Origin of the sequence: Methylobacillus draconifructus (genome assembly GCF_045984355.1) — a bacterium.
Taxonomy (GTDB): domain Bacteria; phylum Pseudomonadota; class Gammaproteobacteria; order Burkholderiales; family Methylophilaceae; genus Methylobacillus; species Methylobacillus flagellatus_A.
Genome location: NZ_JBJQII010000004.1, coordinates 382,167 through 400,816, shown reverse-complemented (window position 1 = coordinate 400,816; position 18,650 = coordinate 382,167). Strand labels below are relative to the sequence as shown.

19 protein-coding genes are annotated in these 18,650 nt (G+C 60.7%); 6 read left to right on the top strand and 13 right to left on the bottom strand.

All coding sequences use genetic code 11. The features are described 5' to 3' along the window. The first annotated feature begins 25 nt into the window (after positions 1-25). The gene (locus ACJSDX_RS10895; RefSeq protein ID WP_407994753.1) at positions 26-1,636 is read left to right on the top strand and encodes an inorganic phosphate transporter; all 1,611 of its coding nucleotides are present in this window, start codon (positions 26-28) and stop codon (positions 1,634-1,636) included. A 12-nt stretch (positions 1,637-1,648) separates the two neighbouring features. On the opposite strand, the gene ACJSDX_RS10890 is transcribed toward ACJSDX_RS10895, so the two are convergent. The 4 genes from ACJSDX_RS10890 to ACJSDX_RS10875 form a co-directional block, all read right to left on the bottom strand. After that, on the bottom strand, positions 1,649-2,761 hold the full coding sequence (locus tag ACJSDX_RS10890; protein ID WP_407994695.1) for a hypothetical protein: 1,113 nt from the start codon (positions 2,759-2,761) through the stop codon (positions 1,649-1,651). A 9-nt stretch (positions 2,762-2,770) separates the two neighbouring features. Next, positions 2,771-3,397, bottom strand: coding sequence for a lytic transglycosylase domain-containing protein (locus ACJSDX_RS10885; protein WP_407994694.1), 627 nt, complete (start codon positions 3,395-3,397; stop codon positions 2,771-2,773). Continuing rightward, positions 3,397-5,118 (bottom strand): proline--tRNA ligase, encoded by a 1,722-nt coding sequence (locus ACJSDX_RS10880; protein WP_407994693.1) that lies wholly within the window; start codon positions 5,116-5,118, stop codon positions 3,397-3,399. The genes ACJSDX_RS10885 and ACJSDX_RS10880 overlap by 1 nt, the downstream gene beginning before the upstream one ends. Positions 5,119-5,181: 63 nt before the next feature. Beyond that, entirely contained in the window at positions 5,182-5,589 is a 408-nt protein-coding gene (locus tag ACJSDX_RS10875; RefSeq protein ID WP_309564337.1) for a hypothetical protein, read from the bottom strand. Positions 5,590-5,837: 248 nt separating this feature from the next. Between ACJSDX_RS10875 and ACJSDX_RS10870 the strand changes: the two genes are divergently transcribed. Beyond that, positions 5,838-6,368 carry a hypothetical protein gene (locus tag ACJSDX_RS10870; protein ID WP_309564336.1) on the top strand — a complete coding sequence of 177 codons (531 nt, stop codon included), beginning with the start codon at positions 5,838-5,840 and terminating at the stop codon, positions 6,366-6,368. A gap of 74 nt (positions 6,369-6,442) precedes the next feature. Here ACJSDX_RS10870 and ACJSDX_RS10865 read toward each other — a convergent pair whose 3' ends face one another. The 8 genes from ACJSDX_RS10865 to ACJSDX_RS10830 all read right to left on the bottom strand — a co-directional run bounded on the left by ACJSDX_RS10865 (position 6,443) and on the right by ACJSDX_RS10830 (position 13,465). Further along, positions 6,443-6,952 (bottom strand): TPM domain-containing protein, encoded by a 510-nt coding sequence (locus ACJSDX_RS10865; RefSeq protein ID WP_407994692.1) that lies wholly within the window; start codon positions 6,950-6,952, stop codon positions 6,443-6,445. Between the two features lie 3 nt (positions 6,953-6,955). Beyond that, on the bottom strand, positions 6,956-7,825 hold the full coding sequence (locus ACJSDX_RS10860; protein WP_407994691.1) for a TPM domain-containing protein: 870 nt from the start codon (positions 7,823-7,825) through the stop codon (positions 6,956-6,958). A 21-nt stretch (positions 7,826-7,846) separates the two neighbouring features. Further along, complete coding sequence (locus ACJSDX_RS10855; RefSeq protein WP_309564334.1) at positions 7,847-8,440, bottom strand: LemA family protein; 594 nt, start codon at positions 8,438-8,440, stop codon at positions 7,847-7,849. Between the two features lie 113 nt (positions 8,441-8,553). Beyond that, entirely contained in the window at positions 8,554-9,549 is a 996-nt protein-coding gene (locus ACJSDX_RS10850) for a uracil-DNA glycosylase (protein ID WP_407994690.1), read from the bottom strand. A 10-nt stretch (positions 9,550-9,559) separates the two neighbouring features. Then, positions 9,560-10,021 carry a ribosomal protein S18-alanine N-acetyltransferase gene (gene rimI / locus ACJSDX_RS10845; protein ID WP_407994689.1) on the bottom strand — a complete coding sequence of 154 codons (462 nt, stop codon included), beginning with the start codon at positions 10,019-10,021 and terminating at the stop codon, positions 9,560-9,562. Next, positions 10,018-10,713, bottom strand: coding sequence for a tRNA (adenosine(37)-N6)-threonylcarbamoyltransferase complex dimerization subunit type 1 TsaB (gene tsaB / locus ACJSDX_RS10840; protein WP_407994688.1), 696 nt, complete (start codon positions 10,711-10,713; stop codon positions 10,018-10,020). Before tsaB ends, rimI begins: the two co-directional genes overlap by 4 nt. Continuing rightward, positions 10,710-12,650 carry a DNA repair helicase YoaA gene (yoaA, locus tag ACJSDX_RS10835; protein ID WP_407994687.1) on the bottom strand — a complete coding sequence of 647 codons (1,941 nt, stop codon included), beginning with the start codon at positions 12,648-12,650 and terminating at the stop codon, positions 10,710-10,712. Before yoaA ends, tsaB begins: the two co-directional genes overlap by 4 nt. 86 nt (positions 12,651-12,736) lie before the next feature. Then, positions 12,737-13,465, bottom strand: a complete 729-nt coding sequence (locus ACJSDX_RS10830; RefSeq protein ID WP_407994686.1) for a proteasome-type protease — start codon at positions 13,463-13,465, stop codon at positions 12,737-12,739. 138 nt (positions 13,466-13,603) lie between these two features. Between ACJSDX_RS10830 and ACJSDX_RS10825 the strand changes: the two genes are divergently transcribed. After that, complete coding sequence (locus ACJSDX_RS10825) at positions 13,604-14,644, top strand: NADP(H)-dependent aldo-keto reductase (RefSeq protein WP_407994685.1); 1,041 nt, start codon at positions 13,604-13,606, stop codon at positions 14,642-14,644. Then, positions 14,641-15,219 carry a GNAT family N-acetyltransferase gene (locus ACJSDX_RS10820; protein ID WP_407994684.1) on the top strand — a complete coding sequence of 193 codons (579 nt, stop codon included), beginning with the start codon at positions 14,641-14,643 and terminating at the stop codon, positions 15,217-15,219. Before ACJSDX_RS10825 ends, ACJSDX_RS10820 begins: the two co-directional genes overlap by 4 nt. 33 nt (positions 15,220-15,252) lie before the next feature. On the opposite strand, the gene ACJSDX_RS10815 is transcribed toward ACJSDX_RS10820, so the two are convergent. After that, positions 15,253-16,821, bottom strand: a complete 1,569-nt coding sequence (locus ACJSDX_RS10815) for a methyl-accepting chemotaxis protein (RefSeq protein WP_407994683.1) — start codon at positions 16,819-16,821, stop codon at positions 15,253-15,255. A gap of 501 nt (positions 16,822-17,322) precedes the next feature. Between ACJSDX_RS10815 and ACJSDX_RS10810 the strand changes: the two genes are divergently transcribed. After that, entirely contained in the window at positions 17,323-18,318 is a 996-nt protein-coding gene (locus tag ACJSDX_RS10810) for a 2-hydroxyacid dehydrogenase (RefSeq protein WP_407994682.1), read from the top strand. Continuing rightward, positions 18,315-18,617: a TehB family protein gene (locus ACJSDX_RS10805; RefSeq protein ID WP_407994681.1), complete on the top strand. Its 303-nt coding sequence runs from the start codon at positions 18,315-18,317 to the stop codon at positions 18,615-18,617. The genes ACJSDX_RS10810 and ACJSDX_RS10805 overlap by 4 nt, the downstream gene beginning before the upstream one ends. Positions 18,618-18,650: the final 33 nt, after the last annotated feature.

Below are 18,650 nucleotides of genomic sequence, written 5' to 3'. Positions count from 1 at the left end.
TCTTCCAGCGAAAACCAAATTCTTGATGAATACCAAAGCGTTACACTCAAGCAAATCCGTTAGTAGTCGCCCGGAGCTGAGCAAGAAGCACAGCCTTATTACCCAAATCCTGTTTTTTGGCACCCTGTTTGCCGGATTGCTGTTTACCGTTGCCAGCCTGAACCACGACGTCAGCAACACCGACACCTCTCCCACCACCTGGCTGCCTTTCATCCTGCTGGGCGTGGCCCTGCTGATTGCGCTGGGCTTCGAGTTCGTCAATGGCTTCCACGACACCGCCAATGCTGTCGCCACCGTCATCTATACCCACTCTCTGCCTGCCAACGTGGCCGTGGTCTGGTCCGGGCTTTTCAACTTCCTCGGCGTCATGGCTTCCAGCGGCGCCGTGGCGTTCGGCATCATATCCCTGCTGCCGGTGGAGCTCATCCTACAGGTCGGCTCTGCCGCCGGCTTCGCCATGGTGTTTTCATTGCTCATCGCCGCCATCCTCTGGAATCTGGGCACCTGGTTCCTGGGCCTGCCTGCTTCCTCGTCGCATACCCTGATCGGCTCCATCATCGGCGTCGGCGTCGCCAATGCCCTGATGCATGGCCGCGACGGCACCAGCGGCGTGGACTGGGCCCAAGCAAGCAAGGTGGGATATTCCCTGCTGCTTTCTCCCTTGGTCGGCTTCATTGCCGCGGCGCTCGTGCTGCTGGCATTGCGCACCATCGTCAAGAACCGTGAGCTTTTCCGCGAACCCAAGGGCAACAAGCCGCCGCCAGCCTGGATCAGGGGCATCCTGATCCTGACCTGTACCGGGGTTTCGTTCGCGCACGGCTCCAATGACGGGCAGAAGGGCATGGGCCTCATCATGCTGATCCTGGTTGGTACCGTTCCGATGGCATATGCGCTGAACCGCGCCATGCCCGCCGACCAGGCGGTCCAGTTTGCCGCGGTGGCGCAGGTCACCCAGGCATCGCTGCAGAATACCGCGCCCGGCGCCGCGCCGGACAAGCCGCTGCAAATCCTTTCCGTCTACATCCGAACCAAGGAAGCAACGCCTGAACTCCTGCCCGCGCTGGCCGCAGTCACCGGCAGCATCGGGGAGCAGGTCAAAGGCTACGGCAGCCTGGCCAAGGTGCCAGCGGATGCGGTCGCCAACGTGCGTAACGACATGTACCTGACTTCGGAAGCCATCCGCCTGATCGACAAGAACCCCGAGGCGGTGCACCTGGATGCCGACACCAAGGCCAACCTCATGGCCTTCAAGAAGGAAATCGACAAGGCCACCAAGTTCATCCCGCTGTGGGTGAAGATCGCGGTTGCGATCGCGCTCGGGCTAGGCACCATGGTGGGCTGGAAGCGTATCGTGGTCACCGTGGGCGAGCGCATCGGCAAGACCCACCTGACCTACGCCCAAGGCGCTTCGGCGGAAACCGTCGCCATGCTGACCATCGGCGCAGCCGACCTCTACGGCCTGCCGGTGTCGACTACGCAGGTTCTGTCGTCCGGCGTGGCGGGCACCATGGCCGCGAACCGCTCCGGCCTGCAAATGGGCACCATCCGCAACCTGCTGATGGCCTGGGTGCTGACACTGCCCATGGCGATGCTGCTGTCCGGGTCGCTTTACTGGCTGTTCTCGCAGTTTATTTAATCGACGTATTCATCAGGACGCAAGACCAAGCCGCCGGGCAATCCAGCCGGCGGCTTCGCGATTGCCACGCGGTGCTACCCGTTGCGGCTTTTGTGCATTGAGCATTTCCAGCAGGCTGCCGGCAAAATCCCCGCTCTCGAGCCGGCCTGTATCCACATGCAGGCAGAGGCCGTTCACCCGCAACCAGGAAATGAGGCAATCCTGTTCCGGCCAGCCGTCGCGTGGCACATACAGTACGGGAATGCCATGGCAGGCCGCCTCGACAAACGTGCCGTAGCCAGGCTTGGTCAGCACGAGATCGCTGCTCGCCAACAGGGTGGAGAAATGCATCTGCAACGGCTCCTGCGCATGGAAATCTGCACGCTTCACCCCCCGCATCCAGGCTTGCGGCAATAACCAGTGCACATCTGGCAATCGCGGAAAATCGGCAGGATTCACCTGCGTATTGATGCCGCCCATGCCGACCAATACCAGCTTATGCTGCCTGCCGTGCTGCAGCCCGATTGCTTGCAGGATGGCGGCGCGGTTTTCGTGCGCCATATCCGCAACCGGTCCCACTGCATGGCAATCCAGCCACGGCATTTCCATGGAAGGCTCGATGCGCAGGAAACCGCGCGCGCTGGCATAAGCGGCGCGGATTTGCTGCTGCACGTGATCAAGAGCGGGTTCGGCTGCGTAATGGCGGAGGATGTCTGCCCAGTTCAGCGAGCACATGGACAAGGCGGGCAGACCAAGCACCGCGGCCGCCGCCAACGGCAGGTAGGCCACGTTGCTGAGCACGGCATCCGCATGCTGCGCGGCGATCCATGCGGCCTCGGCCTCGACCTTTGCGCCCCAGTCTGCATGGAAGTCCAGGTAGGCGGCAACGCTGGCCGCTACATCCACTTCCAGCGCGGATTGCATCAGCATGCCGAAATCAGCGTGACGGGACTCATATATAAATGGGACATGAATGCGCGAGCGCAGGAAGCCTTCACCGACCGCGCTGCAAACCACCAGTGCCAGATGCTGCTGGTCCTGCGCCAATTGATTGAGCACGGGCGCAATCTGCGCTACATGCCCATAGCCATGGCCGGAAATATAGACAAGCAGGCGGCGCTTGTTGCGATCGGAGCCAGCTGCCACTATGGCTGCCTAGTTGAATGCCGTTGCCGTGACCGGCACGGCGGTCGGCTGGTAAGTCCAGGACTTGCGCCAGGCATTGACGACGAGGTTGGGGTATTCCGGCCTGCCCAGGCTGCCGTTGTAGCGGCCCAGGGCACGGTAGAGGTCGCCTTTCTCGATATCGAGGTAATGCCGCAGGATGGTGCAGCCGTAGCGCAGGTTCAGGCGCATGTGGAATAGGTTGTGGTCATTCGCGCCGATGGCCTTGACCCAGAACGGCATCACCTGCATATAGCCGCGCGCGCCGACCGACGACACCGCATATTTGTTGAATGCGCTTTCCACATGGATTAATGCCAAGACCAATTGCGGATCCAGCCCGGCCCGCGTCGCCTCGTAATGCACGGTACGCAGGAAATCCTCGCGCATCCGCGTGTCTGGAATACGCTTCTGCAAGCGGTTGGACATGGCTTGCAACCAAGCCAGCCCTTCCTCCTGGCTGGAAAAGACCAAGCGAGGCGCGGCGCTATCGCTGATCGAGCGCTGCATCATTGCCCGTACGCTGTTGGACAGGGGCTCTTCCTTCTGCGCGCCGGCATAAGCCGATATGCTGGCGCACCACAGGCTGGCGAACAACAGTAAGCCAGCCCGCTGCATCAGAGCGCCTGCCTGATCATGGACACGATATCCGCCAGTGGCACTGTCTCGGCACTGGAAGCGGTACGTGGCTGGTATTCGACCTGGCCTTCCTTCAAGCCGCGATCGCCGATGACGATACGATGCGGGATGCCGATCAGTTCCAGGTCGGCAAACATGACGCCCGGACGCTCGCCGCGGTCGTCCAGCAGCACGTCGATGCCCGCTGCGGACAGCTCGTCATACAGCGCATGGGCGGCAGATTGCACGGCCTCGCTCTTGTCATAGCCGATCGGCGCAATCGCCACCGAGAACGGCGCCATGGCTGCGGGGAAGATGATGCCGCGCTCGTCGTTGCCCTGCTCGATCGCAGCGCCGACGATGCGCGATACGCCGATGCCGTAGCAGCCCATTTCCATGAATTGCTTCTGGCCGTTTTCATCGAGGTAGGTCGCTTCCATGGCTTCCGTATACTTGGTGCGCAACTGGAAAATGTGCCCGACCTCGACGCCGCGGCACAGGCTGATGGAGCCCTTGCCGTCCGGGCTGGGATCGCCTTCCACCACGTTGCGGATGTCGGCCACCGCCACTGGCTCCGGCAGGTCGCGGCCGAAATTGACGCCGGCCAGGTGGAATTTGGGCTTGTTCGCGCCGCAGACGAAATCGCTCATCACAGCCACGCTGCGGTCCGCGACCACCTTGACCTGCTCAGAAACGCCTACCGGACCGATAAAGCCGGGCGGGCAATTGAGGTGGTCGCGGATTTCCTGTTCGGAGGCGAAACGGAAACTGGACAGCCCGGGCACCTTGGCGGCCTTGATTTCATTCAGCGCATGGTCGCCGCGCAGCAGCAGCAGGTAGAACTGGGTCTTGCCGGCCTCGTCGGTTGACACCACGGCGATCGACTTCACGGTCTGCTGCAGCGTGACGCCCAGCAATGCCGCCACGTCCTCGCAGGTGGTCTGCTTGGGGGTGTCCACCTCGCGCAGGGCTTCTTTCGCCTCGGCTCTTGGGTGCGCGGGAGCCAGCGCTTCCGCCAATTCCACATTTGCCGCGAAGTCCGAGCTCTCGCAATAGGCCAGCGCATCCTCTCCTGAATCCGCCAATACATGGAACTCATGCGAACCGTCGCCGCCGATGGCGCCGGTATCCGCGCGCACGGCGCGGAACTTCAGGCCCAGGCGGTTGAATACGTTGCTGTAGGCCTGGTACATGGCGTCGTAGGTCTGTTGCAGCGATTCCAGGTTGGTATGGAAGGAATATGCGTCCTTCATGACGAATTCGCGCGCGCGCATCACGCCGAACCTCGGACGGATCTCGTCGCGGAACTTGGTCTGGATCTGGTAGAAGTTCAGCGGCAATTGCTTGTAGGAGCGAATCTCGCGGCGCGCGATATCGGTGATCACCTCTTCATGCGTGGGGCCGAAACAGAAATCGCGTTCGTGACGGTCGCGGATTTTCAGCATCTGCGGACCGAATACCGCCCAACGGCCGGTTTCCTCCCACAGCTCCTTGGGCTGCACGGCCGGCATAAGCAATTCCATCGCGCCCGCACGGTTCATTTCCTCGCGCACGATGGTCTCCACCTTGCGCAACACGCGCAGGCCCAGCGGCATCCAGCTATACAGGCCCGAGCCCAGGCGCTTGATCATGCCGGCACGCAGCATGAGCTTGTGGCTGGGAAGCTCCGCCTCTTGGGGCGCTTCTTTTTGTGTTGCTATGAAAAACTGTGACGCACGCATGTTATCGCTTCTTGGAAATTTCGGATGCTGCGAATTCTATCGGGAAACGTGCGCGGCGTCAGCCTAAGCAACAGCGGCAGTCTTTTCAACCAGGCTGTACAGCTTGTCCCGCAATGGTACGAACTCGGGCTCCTGGTCGACGACATAGTAATTCGCCGTTTGGCCGAAACTCAGGTTCACCGCGTACCCTAGCGCGATCGAGCGCGCCGGGAACGGGCCCCGCGCCACGATACCGCGCGTCAGGCTGCCTGATACCAGGATCACGCGGGACTGCGGGGGAATATCGCCATATTGCGTTGATTGGGAAGACGGGACGAGGTCGACGAACTGGTGGAACAGCTTTTCCCCGTTGTCGGTGACAGGACCGTCCAGCTGGTCCAGGTACTGCTCGATGACGGCCTGGTCTTCGTCTTCGTATACGCCGACCAGCCTCATTCCCTTGATGACACTACCTCTAAATAAGGCTTTCATTTTATTGCCTTTCCATGGATGGTATCCATTTAATATAACGGCATGCCGCGACAAAAGCTGAGACGGCACGCTGGCGGTCTCGGCTTTTGGCCCCGACCCGCCTGTTTCCCACCAAACGACAGCATTGTTGCTCTTGCTGTTTTTTTATGGGCACTCACCACAATACCAAAAAACTGTTATAACCTTATTACCTCATGGCATATTGCATGCAAGCATGTACAACACAGAAAGATTGACGCCGTACCGCTATGACAACACTCACTTCATCTGAATGGGCCGCCTGGGTCCAGGCCATCGGCTCCGTCGTTGCCATTTTCGCCGCCATCGGCATTTCTGCCTGGCAAAACTATATAGACACCCGTCGCCGCAGCATGGAACAGCGCGGCTATTCCAAGCGGCTGATGTCGGTCACCCACAAGATCGCCTACGACATCTATCTGACACTGCACAATATTGAACAGTTGCGCAGCAATCCGTTAAAAAACGAAACCCGGCAAATGCGCGACTTCAACCGCAGCAAGCTGGGCCGCCTCGAACAGGCTTTGCACGCCATTCCCCTGCACAACCTCGGCACCATTACCGCCGTCGAGCAGGTCATGATCATCTTCTCGCAAATCGAGGCGGCGAACAACCTGCTTGCGCCGGAACCTGCAGACATGAAGCACCATATCGACCATGTGCCGTGCAGCGAGATCTACGGCCGCGCCTGGCGACCAATTGTCGAAGCCTGCCGCGTCGCCAGCTACACATTGCGCGGAGAGGTGCTCAACTACACTTAGCCAGGCGAACAAAGCCTTTCACTACTTTTGTATATGGCTTTTTTTACAGTTCTTAGGCGGGCCTAACCAAGCCTCTACAATACAACGGGCTTGTTGGATAGCTCGTTCTTGTCATCCGTCGTTGCGGGGAAATGCTGCTGCAAGGATTTGCCGATTTCCGTAATGGCATAGACCACGCCTTCCTCGAACCGCCCCTGGCGGAATTTCTCCTGCATCACCTTGATGATGCATTCCCAGCCATGCTGGCCCAGGTGGCGATTGATGCCGCGGTCGGCCAGTATCTCGACGTCATGGTCCGCCATCAGCAGGTAGATCAGCACGCCATTGTTCTGCTCGGTATCCCAGATGCCCAGCTGCGAGAACAGCTGGATCGCCCGCTGGCGCGGCGTGACGCCGCGCAGCACGGCCAGGGGATGCAGGTCGCCCTCGACGACGAAGCGGATTTCGCCGTTATGCGTTTTCTCGCTGGCGGCAATCGCCTGCTCGATGCGCTGCAATGCAGCCGCCGGGAAATGCCGTCGTACATGCCACGGGGTGTTGAATATATGCGCAAGCAGCCGCAGGAGTGTATGTCGCTTTTTCATGCCTTACCAATCGCCCGAGGCGCCCCCTCCTCCAAAACCACCACCGCCACCAGAGAAACCGCCTCCTCCCCAGCCGCCACGGCCACCGCCAAAACCACCGCCGCCAATCGGCACGCCGCCCATGGCGGAGCCGACCATGGTGATGAAGAATGCGACAAAGCCCAGCGCCGCGGCAAACAGCAGCCCGCCGCCGAACAACATCACCGCGCCGCCCACCAGGCTGCCATTGATCGCGCTACCGAGAAAATTGCCGAATATGGCGCGTAACACGCCGCCGAGAATCAGGCCGCCGAATAGCAGCAGGGGCAGCATTTCACCAAACCCGCCACCGCCTTGGCCGCCCTGAGCCCGCGGTTTGGGCGGCGCAGGCAGCCCTTCGCCGGCAATCAGGCGCGTGATATAGCCCAGTGCCGCATCGATGCCGCCATAGAAATTGCCCTGACGGAATGCCGGCGCCATCACGTCGGACACGATACGCTTGGCAATCACGTCGGGAATCGCCCCCTCGAGGCCGTACCCCACCTCGATGCGCATTTTGCGGTCGTCCTTGGCTACCAGCACCAGGACGCCGTCGTCGACTTTGCCACGCCCGAGCTTCCAGGCTTCCACCACACGCATGGAATATTGCTCTATCGCCTCTGGCGCCGTGGTCGGCACCAGCAGCACTGCGATCTGGCTGCCCTTCTCCTGCTCGAATTGCGCAAGCCTGCTTTCCAGCGCAGCCTGTTCCTGTTGGCTCAGCGTGCCTGTGAGATCCGTCACCCTGGCCGTCAATGCCGGTACCGCCACCTCATCCGCATGAACGCAGCCGGCAATCGCCAGCCATAACCACAATAGCTGCGCCAACAGGCTGGCGTATGAATGCTTGTTCAACAAAACCGACACGCTGCCCTATTACTTATCAAAGCTGACAGCAGGCGCCTTGGAGATTTCGCTTTCGTTCTCCACCGAGAAGTTGGGCTTGGGCTGGTAGTCGAACATCTTGGCAGTCAGGTTGTTGGGGAACTGGCGCACGGCGGTGTTGTAAGCCTGCACGGACTTGATGTAGCGGTTACGCGCGACCGTCACGCGGTTCTCGGTGCCCTCCAGCTGCGCCTGCAAGTCGCGGAAGTTGGCATCCGCCTTGAGCTGGGGATAATTCTCGGCCACGGCCATCAGGCGCGAGAGCGCAGAGGTCATCTGGCTTTGCGCAGCCTGGAAGCGCGCAAATGCCTGCTCGTCGTTCAGCAGTTCCGGCGTTGCCTGGATGCTGCCTACCCTGGAACGCGCATCCGCCACCTGGGTCAGCACTTCCTGCTCGTGGGAGGCATAGCCCTTGACGGTGTTCACCAGGTTGGGCACTAGGTCGGCACGGCGCTGGTACTGGTTCAGCACCTCGGACCAGTCCGCCTTGACCTGTTCATCGAGGCTCTGGAAAGTGTTATAGCCACAACCGCTCAATGTCAGCACCATCAATAGCGCCGCCAACTTCAACCAGATTTTTTGCATGTTCTATCCCTTCGTTCCAAGAATCAATTCAATCCACTGATGAAGCGTCAGGTAAAACTTAACGAAAGAATTTCGCCAGACGCTCTAAACACGGGCTCATGCCCATCATTAAACTAAGCTGAAGATGGGGGCGACGCCGCCGATTGCAAGCCCCGCATGGTTTCCCGCGCGAAGCACAAGTCATCCCAGGCCTTGGCCTTGTCCGGCAGGTTGCGCAACAGGTAGGCCGGATGGTAAGTGATGATCACCGGCACCCCGTGAAAATCGTGCAGCCTGCCGCGCAAGCCGGCAATGCTTTTGTCGCTGGCAAGCAGCGACTGCGCCGCGAACTTGCCCAGCGCGACAATCAATTTAGGCTTGATCAGCTCCACCTGGCGCTTGAGGTAAGGGTCGCACTTCACCACTTCCTCGCCATGCGGATCGCGGTTGGCGGGCGGGCGGCACTTGAGCACGTTGGCGATATAGACATTCTCGCCACGCTTCAGTGCGATGGCGGCCAGCATATTGTCGAGCAATTGGCCAGCCGGGCCGACGAATGGTTCGCCGCGCCTGTCCTCCTCTGCTCCGGGCGCCTCGCCGACGAACAGCCATTCCGCATTCGGGTCGCCGACGCCGAACACGGTTTGCGTGCGTTTCTGTGCCAGGTCGCACGCTTCGCATTCCGACACGCTCTGCTGCAAGGCTTGCCAATCCATGGCCATGATGGCGGTCCGCCTGTCGCCCTGCGGAGCGGAAGCTTCTTCTTCAAACAATGGCGGTACGACGCTGTCACCGAACTCCGGCCATGACTGCATGGCTTCGAAATATTCCGGATCGGGCCGCATATCGCCAGCCTCATGATTGCCTGCCTCGGGCATAGGCTCCGCTTGAGCCGCTATCGGGGCCGGCGAGGTTTCAACCGGGCTTGGCGCCTGGGTTTGTAACGGCTCACTGGCGACCTCGCTGGCAAGAGCGTCTGTCCTAGCCTCTACCGGATCAGGTTCAATTGCTGCAACCTCGCGCCGCTCATCCTGCGACTGACCTGCAGCCGGCAATACTGCCGGGTCACGCAAGCGCCAGACTGGCAATAACTCCAGCTCGCGCAACATATCGTCGCGGCTCAGGCCCATGTCGCCTCCTTCACAATGCCGCTCCCATCAGCACGGCATCCTCGCGCCCCTCAGGCGCGGGATAATAGCCGCGGCGGACCGCCATTTCATTGAAGCCCATGCTTTCGTACAGGCTCAGCGCCGCCTGGTTGGAGGGACGCACTTCCAGGAACATGTTCAGCGCGCCATGCTGACGGCCGATATCCATCATATGGGCCAGCAGATTGCGTCCATAGCCCTTGCCCTGCCAGGGTGCCGCGATGCTGATATTGAGCAGGTGCGCTTCATCCAGCACCAGCATCATGACGGCATAGCCGAACAGCTCGCCGTCGCGCTCATATACCCAGCAGCTATGGCCGGCGCTCAGCGAGTCGCTGAAGTTGCCGCGCGTCCAGGGGTACGGGAAAATCGTCGGCTCTATCCTGGACACGGTATCCAGGTCTGCCGCCTGCATGGGCCGCAGCCTGGCCTCTGGCTTCAGCACGGCGTTCATGCGCCGGCCGCCCTGGCTTCGCGCTCGCGCGTGGTCAGCGCGACCTTGTTGCGGATATAGAGGGGCGCGGCTTCGCTGGCCGGACGCCCCAGGCCGGCTTCAAACCCGGGCAATGCCAATCGCGCAATCGCCGCGGCACGCGGATAGGCCTGGGGAAGACACTGCGCCAGTTGCGGGCCATAGCGCTGCTCCAGCGCTTGCGCATAAGCTTTCCAGCCGCTGCCTATCCCGGTCCAGTCCTCGCCCTCGATTGCCGGCACCGCATCCGGCGCATACAGTCCGGGGGCAACGACTTCCTGCCAGCCTGCCGCTGTTTTTTCATAGGCAGCGTGGTACACCTCGCCCATGCGCGCATCCAGGCAGGCGACCACCCTGCCGGCTCCCTGGGCGTCCTCGGCCAGCGCCAGCAAGGTACTTACGCCGATGACGGGCAGCCCCGCCCCGAAAGCCAGGCCCTGGGCCACGCCGCAACCGATGCGCAAGCCTGTGAACGAACCGGGGCCCGCGCCGAAGGCAATGCCGTCCAGGTCGCGCAGCCCTACGCCCGCTTCGTTCAAAAGCTCGCGCAGCAAAGGCAGGATACGCTGGGAATGGGACTGGCCCGCCAGCAGCTCGCGCTCGGCAAACCTGCCATCGAGCAGCAGGGCCAGCGACAGGTATTCCGTAGAGGTATCTAGGGCGAGGAGCTTCATGCCGGATCAAGTGGGGAAGAAGCGAAGAATTCTACTACATCTTCCACGTTGCGCGTCCGGCGCATCGGCGGCAGGCTCTGCCAGATGCGGCGCCCGTAGGGCTTGCTGATCAGCCGCGGGTCGCAGATCATCAGCACGCCGCGGTCGCGTTCGTCGCGGATCAGGCGCCCCGCTCCCTGCTTGAGGGTGATGACGGCATAGGGCAACTGGTACTCCATGAAGGCGTTCTTGCCCTCGGCGTTCATCTTGTCGATGCGTGCCGCCAGCACCGGGTCGTCGGGCGGCGCAAACGGCAGCTTGTCGATGATCACGGCAGAAAGCGCTTCGCCGCGCACGTCCACGCCCTCCCAGAAGCTTTGGGAGCCCACCAGCACGGCATTGCCGAGCTGACGGAAACGCTCCAGCAGCTCGCTGCGCGCGGTGTCGCCCTGCATCAGCAGCGGATACTCCAGCCCCTCGGCAGCAAAGGCATCCTTGAGCAGCGCATGCAATTCGCGCATCGCGCGCAGGCTGGTGCAGAGCACGAACGCGCGTCCGCGGCTGGCCTTGATGACCGGCAACGCCATGGCGGCGACGGCGGCCGCGTATCCGGCGCTATTTGGCTCGGGCATGCCCTGCGGCACGTAGAACAAGCCTTGCCGGCCATACTCGAACGGGCTGTCCCAATGGCCGGTGGTGGCCTCCTGCAGGCCCATCTGCGCGAGGTAATGGCTGAAATCGCTTTTTACCGCCAAGGTCGCGGAGGTGAAAATCCAGCCGCGCGGCTGGGCGTTGAGCTGCTTGCTGAACCCTTCGGCCACGGAAAGCGGCGTGGCATGCAACTGCACCGACTGGCTGAACACTTCGACCCAGCGCACCAGGTTGGCATCGGCGGCGGCATGCCAGCGTTGCAGCAAGGCCTGCAACGCAAGCGCGCGCTGCCAGCAGTTGTCGACGGCCGGATCGCGCTCCGCCTGGGTTTCCAGGACGTTTGCCAGCTCGGCAAGCTTTTCCTGCATCGTCGCATAGGCGGCCTCGAAGTTGCGCAATGCTAGGGCTTTCTGCACCGGCAGGCGCGCGCCCTCGTAGGCGAAGATCAGGCGGAAATCGCGCACGGCTTTTTCCAGCGCGGCCGTCGCCTCCGGCAATGCCGTGCAATCCTTGACCGTCGTGAGGTATTCGTTATGGGAGTCGCGCGCCAGTTCCATGAGCTGGCTGGTGGAATAGCCCTCGCCGAAGAACATGCCCGCAACTTCGGGCAACTGGTGGGCTTCGTCGAAGATCACGGTGTTCGCCGCGGGCAATAGTTCGGCGACGCCTTCGTCGCGCAGCATTACGTCGGCAAAGAACAAGTGGTGGTTCACGACCACCACGTCCGCTGCCAGCGCGCGTTTGCGCGCCTCCATCACGAAGCAATCCTTGTAGAAGGCGCATTCCTGCCCCACGCAATTGTCGCGGGTGGAAGTCACCGCGGGCCAGACGGTAGCGCTTTCGGGCACCGAAGTCAGCTCGCTCTTGTCGCCCGTGGCGCTGTTCTCGGCAAAGGCCTGGATCTTGTGCACATAGGCGGCGTCTTCACGCGAATAGAACTTGCCCTCGCTCAACGCGCGCTGAAGGTGGAAGTGACAGACGTAATTGGCGCGACCCTTGAGCATGGCGACGGTGACCGGCACCTTGAGCGCGTCGCGCACGGCGGGCAGGTCGCGGTTGAACAATTGGTCCTGCAAGGTCTTGGTGCCGGTGGAAATGATGACCTTGCCGCCCGACAGCAGCGCGGGCACGAGGTAGGCGAAGGTCTTGCCCGTGCCGGTGCCGGCCTCGGCTACCAGCTGGCGGTTGTGCTTGATCGCCTCGGCGATCGCCTGCGCCATTTCCTGCTGTTGCAGGCGCGCGCGATAGCCTGGGATGGTTTTCGCCAACGGGCCTTGCGCGGAAAATACATGGTCTAGGTCGCTCAAGCAGGACTTTCAGGGTGATCTATCGAAAACCCTGACATTATACTGGACTTGCGGCTGGATTCCGTGCGGTTCTTGACCGCGGCACATCAACACCAGTCCGGGTTGGGCAAAGCGGCAAACACCTCGCGCAGGCCGTCGGACCAGCCCTGGCGGATGGTGTTGTAGTAGGGGTCGCTTTCGGTAAGGCGCTGCCGGCAATCCGCATGGAAGCTATCCGTGCGGTAGATCAGCAGGTCTATCGGCGCGGCTACCGAGATATTGCTGCGTATGGTCGAATCAAAGGAGATCAGCACGCACTTCACCGCCTCCATGATGTCGCTCTCGTGCGTGATCACGCGGTCGATGATGGGCTTGCCGTACTTGGTCTCGCCGATCTGGAAGTAAGGGGTTTCCTGGCTGGTCTCGATAAAATTGCCCGCGGCGTAAATCGAGAACAGCTTGGGCGGCTCGCCCCGGATCTGCCCGCCGACGAGGATGCTGGCGTTGAAATCGGTGTTATGGTTCTTCAAATGCTCATGGTCGAGCTCGTACACCACCCGCAGCTGCTCGCCCACCAGCTGCGCGGCATCGAACATGCTCGCGACGTTGTGCAATGTCGCGCCCTCGTTGAGCTTGATCGCGTCGCGCAGACGGTTGATCACCGCCTGCGTGATGGCAAGGTTGCCTGCCGTCATCAAGGTAATCACCCGCTCGCCCGGCACGTCGAACACGCTCATCTTGGGGAACACGGCCACCTGGTCGACGCCGGCATTGGTACGGGTATCGGACGCCAAGACCAGCCCCTGGTCGAGCAACAAGCCTACACAGTAAGTCATGCGGAAAACACGGTGATTGAGTTGGGTTCATCATACGCATGCGCGCAGGGCTCGACAATACCACGAGGGGAGTAGTGCCACCCGCCTACGCAAAATGACGTACACTTGCCTTTTTCCCACAGACTCAGGGACAGTCACATGGAATACCGCAAGCTAGGCAAATCAGACCTCGACGTATCCGCCATCTGCCTGGGCACCATGACCTTCGGCGACCAGAACACCGAAGCCGAGGGCCACGCCCAGCTCGATTACGCGCTGTCGCAAGGCATCAACTTCATCGACACCGCCGAGATGTACCCGGTGCCGCCCAAGGCCGAGACCTATACCCGCACCGAAAGCATCATCGGCACCTGGCTCAAGCGCCAGCCGCGCGACAAGATCATCCTCGCGAGCAAGGTGGCGGGCGGCAACCGCAAGCTCGACTGGATACGCGGCGGCCCGAGCGCGGTAGACCGCGAAAATGTGCGTTCGGCCATCGAAGGCTCGCTCAAGCGCTTGCAGACCGACCACCTCGACCTCTACCAGATCCATTGGCCGGAGCGCAACGTGCCCATCTTCGGCCAATACCAGTTCGACCCCGCCAAGGAAACCAAGGTCTGGGTGTCGATCCAGGAGCAGCTGGAAACCCTGGCCGAACTGGTGAAGGAAGGCAAGGTACGCTACGTCGGCGTATCCAACGAGCAGCCGTGGGGCGTAATGGAATTCCTGCGCGTTTCCGAGCAATACGGATTGCCGCGCATCGCCTCCATCCAGAACAGCTACAGCCTGCTCAACCGCGGCTTCGAGTTCGGCATGACCGAGATTGTCTACCGCGAGCAAGTGAGCCTGCTGCCTTACTCTCCCCTCGCATTCGGGCACCTCAGCGGCAAATACGTAGAGAATCCGCAGGCCAAGGGCCGCGTCACCCTGTTTCCCGGCTATGCCCAGCGCTACACCAAGCCCAACGTCACCCCTGCCAGCGCGGCCTATGCGGGGCTCGCACGCAAGCATGGCCTCAGCCCTGCCGAACTGGCCCTGTCGTTCGTCTATCACCGCTGGTTCGTGACCAGCACAATTATCGGCGCTACCAGCCTGGACCAGCTGCAGGAAAATATCGGCGCCTGGCAGAAGCCGCTTTCGCAGGACATTTTGCAGGAAATCGAGGCGATCCACCTGCGATACATGAACCCCGCCCCTTGACGCTTATCTTTAGCGGCATGCAGTTGCCCAACCTGAATACGGCACGCTTGGTGGTGCGTCCTTATGTCATACAGGATGCGCCTACGGTGCAGTCGATGTTGGAAGACCGGCGAATTGCGGCCATGTGCGCCTCCATTCCCTGGCCTTATCCGCCCGGTGCGGCCGAGGAATGGATCGGCACCCATGAAGTTCATCACGACCAGCTGACAGGCGTCATTTTTGCCGCGACCAGGCGGCAGGACGATGCCCTGCTTGGCACTGTCAGCCTGCTGGATATCCATGCCGCCGACCGCCGCGCGGAAGTCGGCTATTGGATTGCCGCCGAGTACTGGAACCAGGGTTACTGCACGGAGGCCTTGCAGGCGCTCATGGCGTTCGCGCGCAACACGCTGGGCATTACGCGCATTACCGGGCGCTGCCTGGCGCATAACCGGGCATCGGCACGCGTGCTGGAAAAATGCGGCTTGCTCCAGGAAGGTTTGCTGCACGCGCATGCCCGCTCAGAAGGGAAATACCACGACGTACTGGCCTTTGGCGTTTGCTGGCCAGAGCGCATGCACTCTGCGGACGGTTGAAGACCTATTGCCAGCATCCGCTGGCAGTTCGCATCAGCCTAATTTGAACCTGCCCACCGCCAAAGCCAGCTCGTCCGCCTGTTGCTGCAATGAGGCTGCCGCTGCAGCCGCCTGCTCGACCAGGGCCGCATTCTGCTGCGTGACCTGGTCCATCTGGCTGATCGCGATGTTCACCTGTTCGATACCGCTGGTCTGCTCGCTGCTGGCGACAGTGATTTCGGCCATGATATCGATGATGCGCTGCACGCTCTGCACCACTTCCTGCATTGTCGCTCCCGCTTCCGTCACCAGCTTTTCCCCGGTGCCGACACGCTCCACCGAGTTGCCGATCAGCTCCTTGATTTCCTTGGCCGCCGAAGCGGAACGTTGCGCCAAGCCGCGCACCTCCGCAGCGACCACGGCGAAACCCCGCCCCTGCTCGCCGGCCCTGGCGGCTTCGACTGCCGCATTCAATGCCAGGATATTGGTCTGGAAGGCAATCCCGTCGATCACGGCGATAATATCGACAACCCGCTTGGAAGCCTCGTTGATCGATTCCATGGTCGATACCACCTGCGACACCACATTGCCGCCGCGCAAGGCAATTTCGGAAGCGGAGGCGACAAGTTGGTTGGCTTGCTGGGCGTTATCCGCGTTTTGGCGCACTGTAGCGGTGATTTCCTCCATGGAGGACGCGGTTTCCTCCAAGGCGCTGGCCTGCTGCTCGGTACGGGAGGATAAATCCAGGTTGCCTGCCGCGATCTCGCTGGAGCCAGTCGCAATCGCGTCGGTGCCTTGGCGCACCCTGTTCACGATGCGCACCAGGCTGTCATTCATTTCCTTCAATGCCGAGAGCAGCTGGCCGGTTTCGTCCTGAGACGATACGTTGATGTCAGCTGTGAGGTCGCCGGCGGCCACGGTCTTTGCGATTGCAATAGCGCTGTTGAGCGGGCGCGTCACGCTGGTGATGATCCAATAGGTCAGCCCGGCGCCGGCAGCAGTCAGGATAAGCAGTGCCAGCAGAATCGACGAGACGGCAAGATCGTGCTGCTTCTGCGCCGAGAGTTGATTGCGCTCGCGAATGCTTGCCGAGTGCTCGCTGACAAACGCCACGATCTGGTCGATCTTTTGAGTAGGTTCGCGGTCCATGCCCTTGACCAGCTTATCGACGGCCTGCGTGCTTTCGAGGCGGGTGCTGTCGAACTGCTTGAGCGCATCAAGATAATCGAGTTCAAGCTTGGCAAGCGAACTTTTCGCCTCGGTCACCATGTCCTCATCCAGGCCGAGCTTAGCGAAAATAGTCTGCAGCTTGCCTAACTCCTCTTGCGTCTCTTTGCCGCTCTTGATGAAGGCATCCCGGTATTTGGCAAACGCTTCCATATCATGGCCGCGCAACAACGTGTTCTTCCACTCCTGGATCTGTATCTTGAATATGACTTGTGCCTTGCGGGCAGTATCCACTGCCTCTTCCGAGGACGAGGCCTGTTCCAGCGTAAGCTGGAGCAAGGCGTTCGTTTTCGACAGCGCGATCCAACCCGTCAGCCCCAGGATCAGCGACCCCAGCAGAAGAAACACGCTCAGGCCGATCAAGCGCGTGGAGATTTTTATATCATGAAGTTGCATTGTCTTACTCGGGAGTTGGAACAGGTTGGATGGGATGAGGCCACACTAGCGGCAGCTTCGTCATTTACGGCATTCCCCAGCGAAACTGAAGACATAAAGCGCGTTGCCCGCATGACAATTTCGCCACATAAATATTGCAATTTAATGTCATTTTGACGAATTGAATTAAAGACCCATCAACGGAGCGCCTATTAAGTACTCGAGAAGATAGAAAATAACCATATAAATACAAAATCTTATGGAAATATTTTTATCAAGGGGTGTCCTTTTTTCATTCTCGCGTGTCATTACTAGTAGAAGACCTGAAAATTTCAGAGTGATCGGCATAACAATTTGAAGCGAAGCTCATTCGCCGGCACATTTCCCTGACGTTGGACGTATCCACCCTCCCCTCGCGGGAGGGCTTGTTTTGCGCTTGGCCGCGTGGCTGCTTGGCTGCGGCCTGTATTGATGTTTTAATCAAGCCATCGAGCCTGCCGCCCGCCAATGTAAAGGAGTCCGATGCGCATCGTCTTTTTCAGCACCCAGGTATACGACCGGGAAAGCTTTCTTGCCTTTCCCAAGCCCCAGAACGCCGAATTCATCTTCCAGCAGCCCAAGCTCACGGTGGATACCGCCGTGCTTGCCGCAGGAGCGGAAGTCGTCTGCGCCTTCATCAATGACGACTTGTCCGCCCCGGTGCTGGAAAAGCTGGCAGCCAATGGCACAAAACTGATCGCGCTGCGCTCCGCAGGCTACAACCATATCGACCTGGAAGCCGCGCAAAGGCTCAACCTGGCCGTCGTGCGCGTGCCCTCCTATTCGCCGCATGCGATCGCCGAGCATACCGTCGCATTGATTCTTGCGCTCAACAGGCACCTGACGCGCGCCTACAGCCGTACCCGCGAAGGCGATTTCAGCCTGCGCGGATTGACGGGGTTCGACCTGGTCAACAAGACCGTAGGCATTGTCGGCACGGGGCAAATCGGCGCAGCGTTTGCGCGCATCATGGCAGGCTTCGGCTGCAAGATACTGGCCTACGATCCCTATCCCAACCCGGACGTGACTGCGCTGGGGGCCAGCTACCTCGAGCTCGACGCATTGTTGGCGCAATCCCATATCGTCAGCCTGCATTGCCCGTTGAGCCCTGCGACCCACCACCTCATCAATGCCAGCTCGCTCAGCCGCATGCAGCAAGGCAGCATGCTCATCAACACCAGCCGCGGCGCATTGGTGGACACGCCCGCCGTGATCGACGCATTGAAGCGCGGCCACTTGGGCTACCTGGGCCTGGACGTTTATGAAGAAGAAGCGGACTTGTTCTTCGAGGACCTATCCGACTTTCCATTGCAGGATGACATGCTGGCACGCCTGCTGACCTTCCCCAACGTCATCATCACCGCGCACCAGGCTTTTCTCACACGCGAAGCGCTCGATGCAATCGCCGGCACCACGCTTGCCAATATCAGCGCCTGGGCGGAAGGTAAGCCGCAAAACCTGGTCAGGCTGGAAACATGAGCCTGATCCCCAGCCAGCTTCCCGAAGGGCTGGAAGCCTACAAGCGTACCCCGGACTTCACGCCGGACAACCTGCCGGCCGCCCTGCAATCGCAGCATTCCACCAAGGCCGGCATCTGGGGCCTGCTGCATGTATTGGAAGGCCAAGTCGTCTACCGCCTGGCGCCGCCGCATGAGGCATCAGCGATTGCCGATGCGGGGGAAACCATCGTCATATTGCCGGAGATCATCCATTGGGTGGAATTCGGCATCCCCGGCAGGTTCTATGTTGAGTTTTACCGCGCAGTGGCAATTGAGTAGCAGCTTTCACGCTTCGCGGCGGCTCGGTTACAG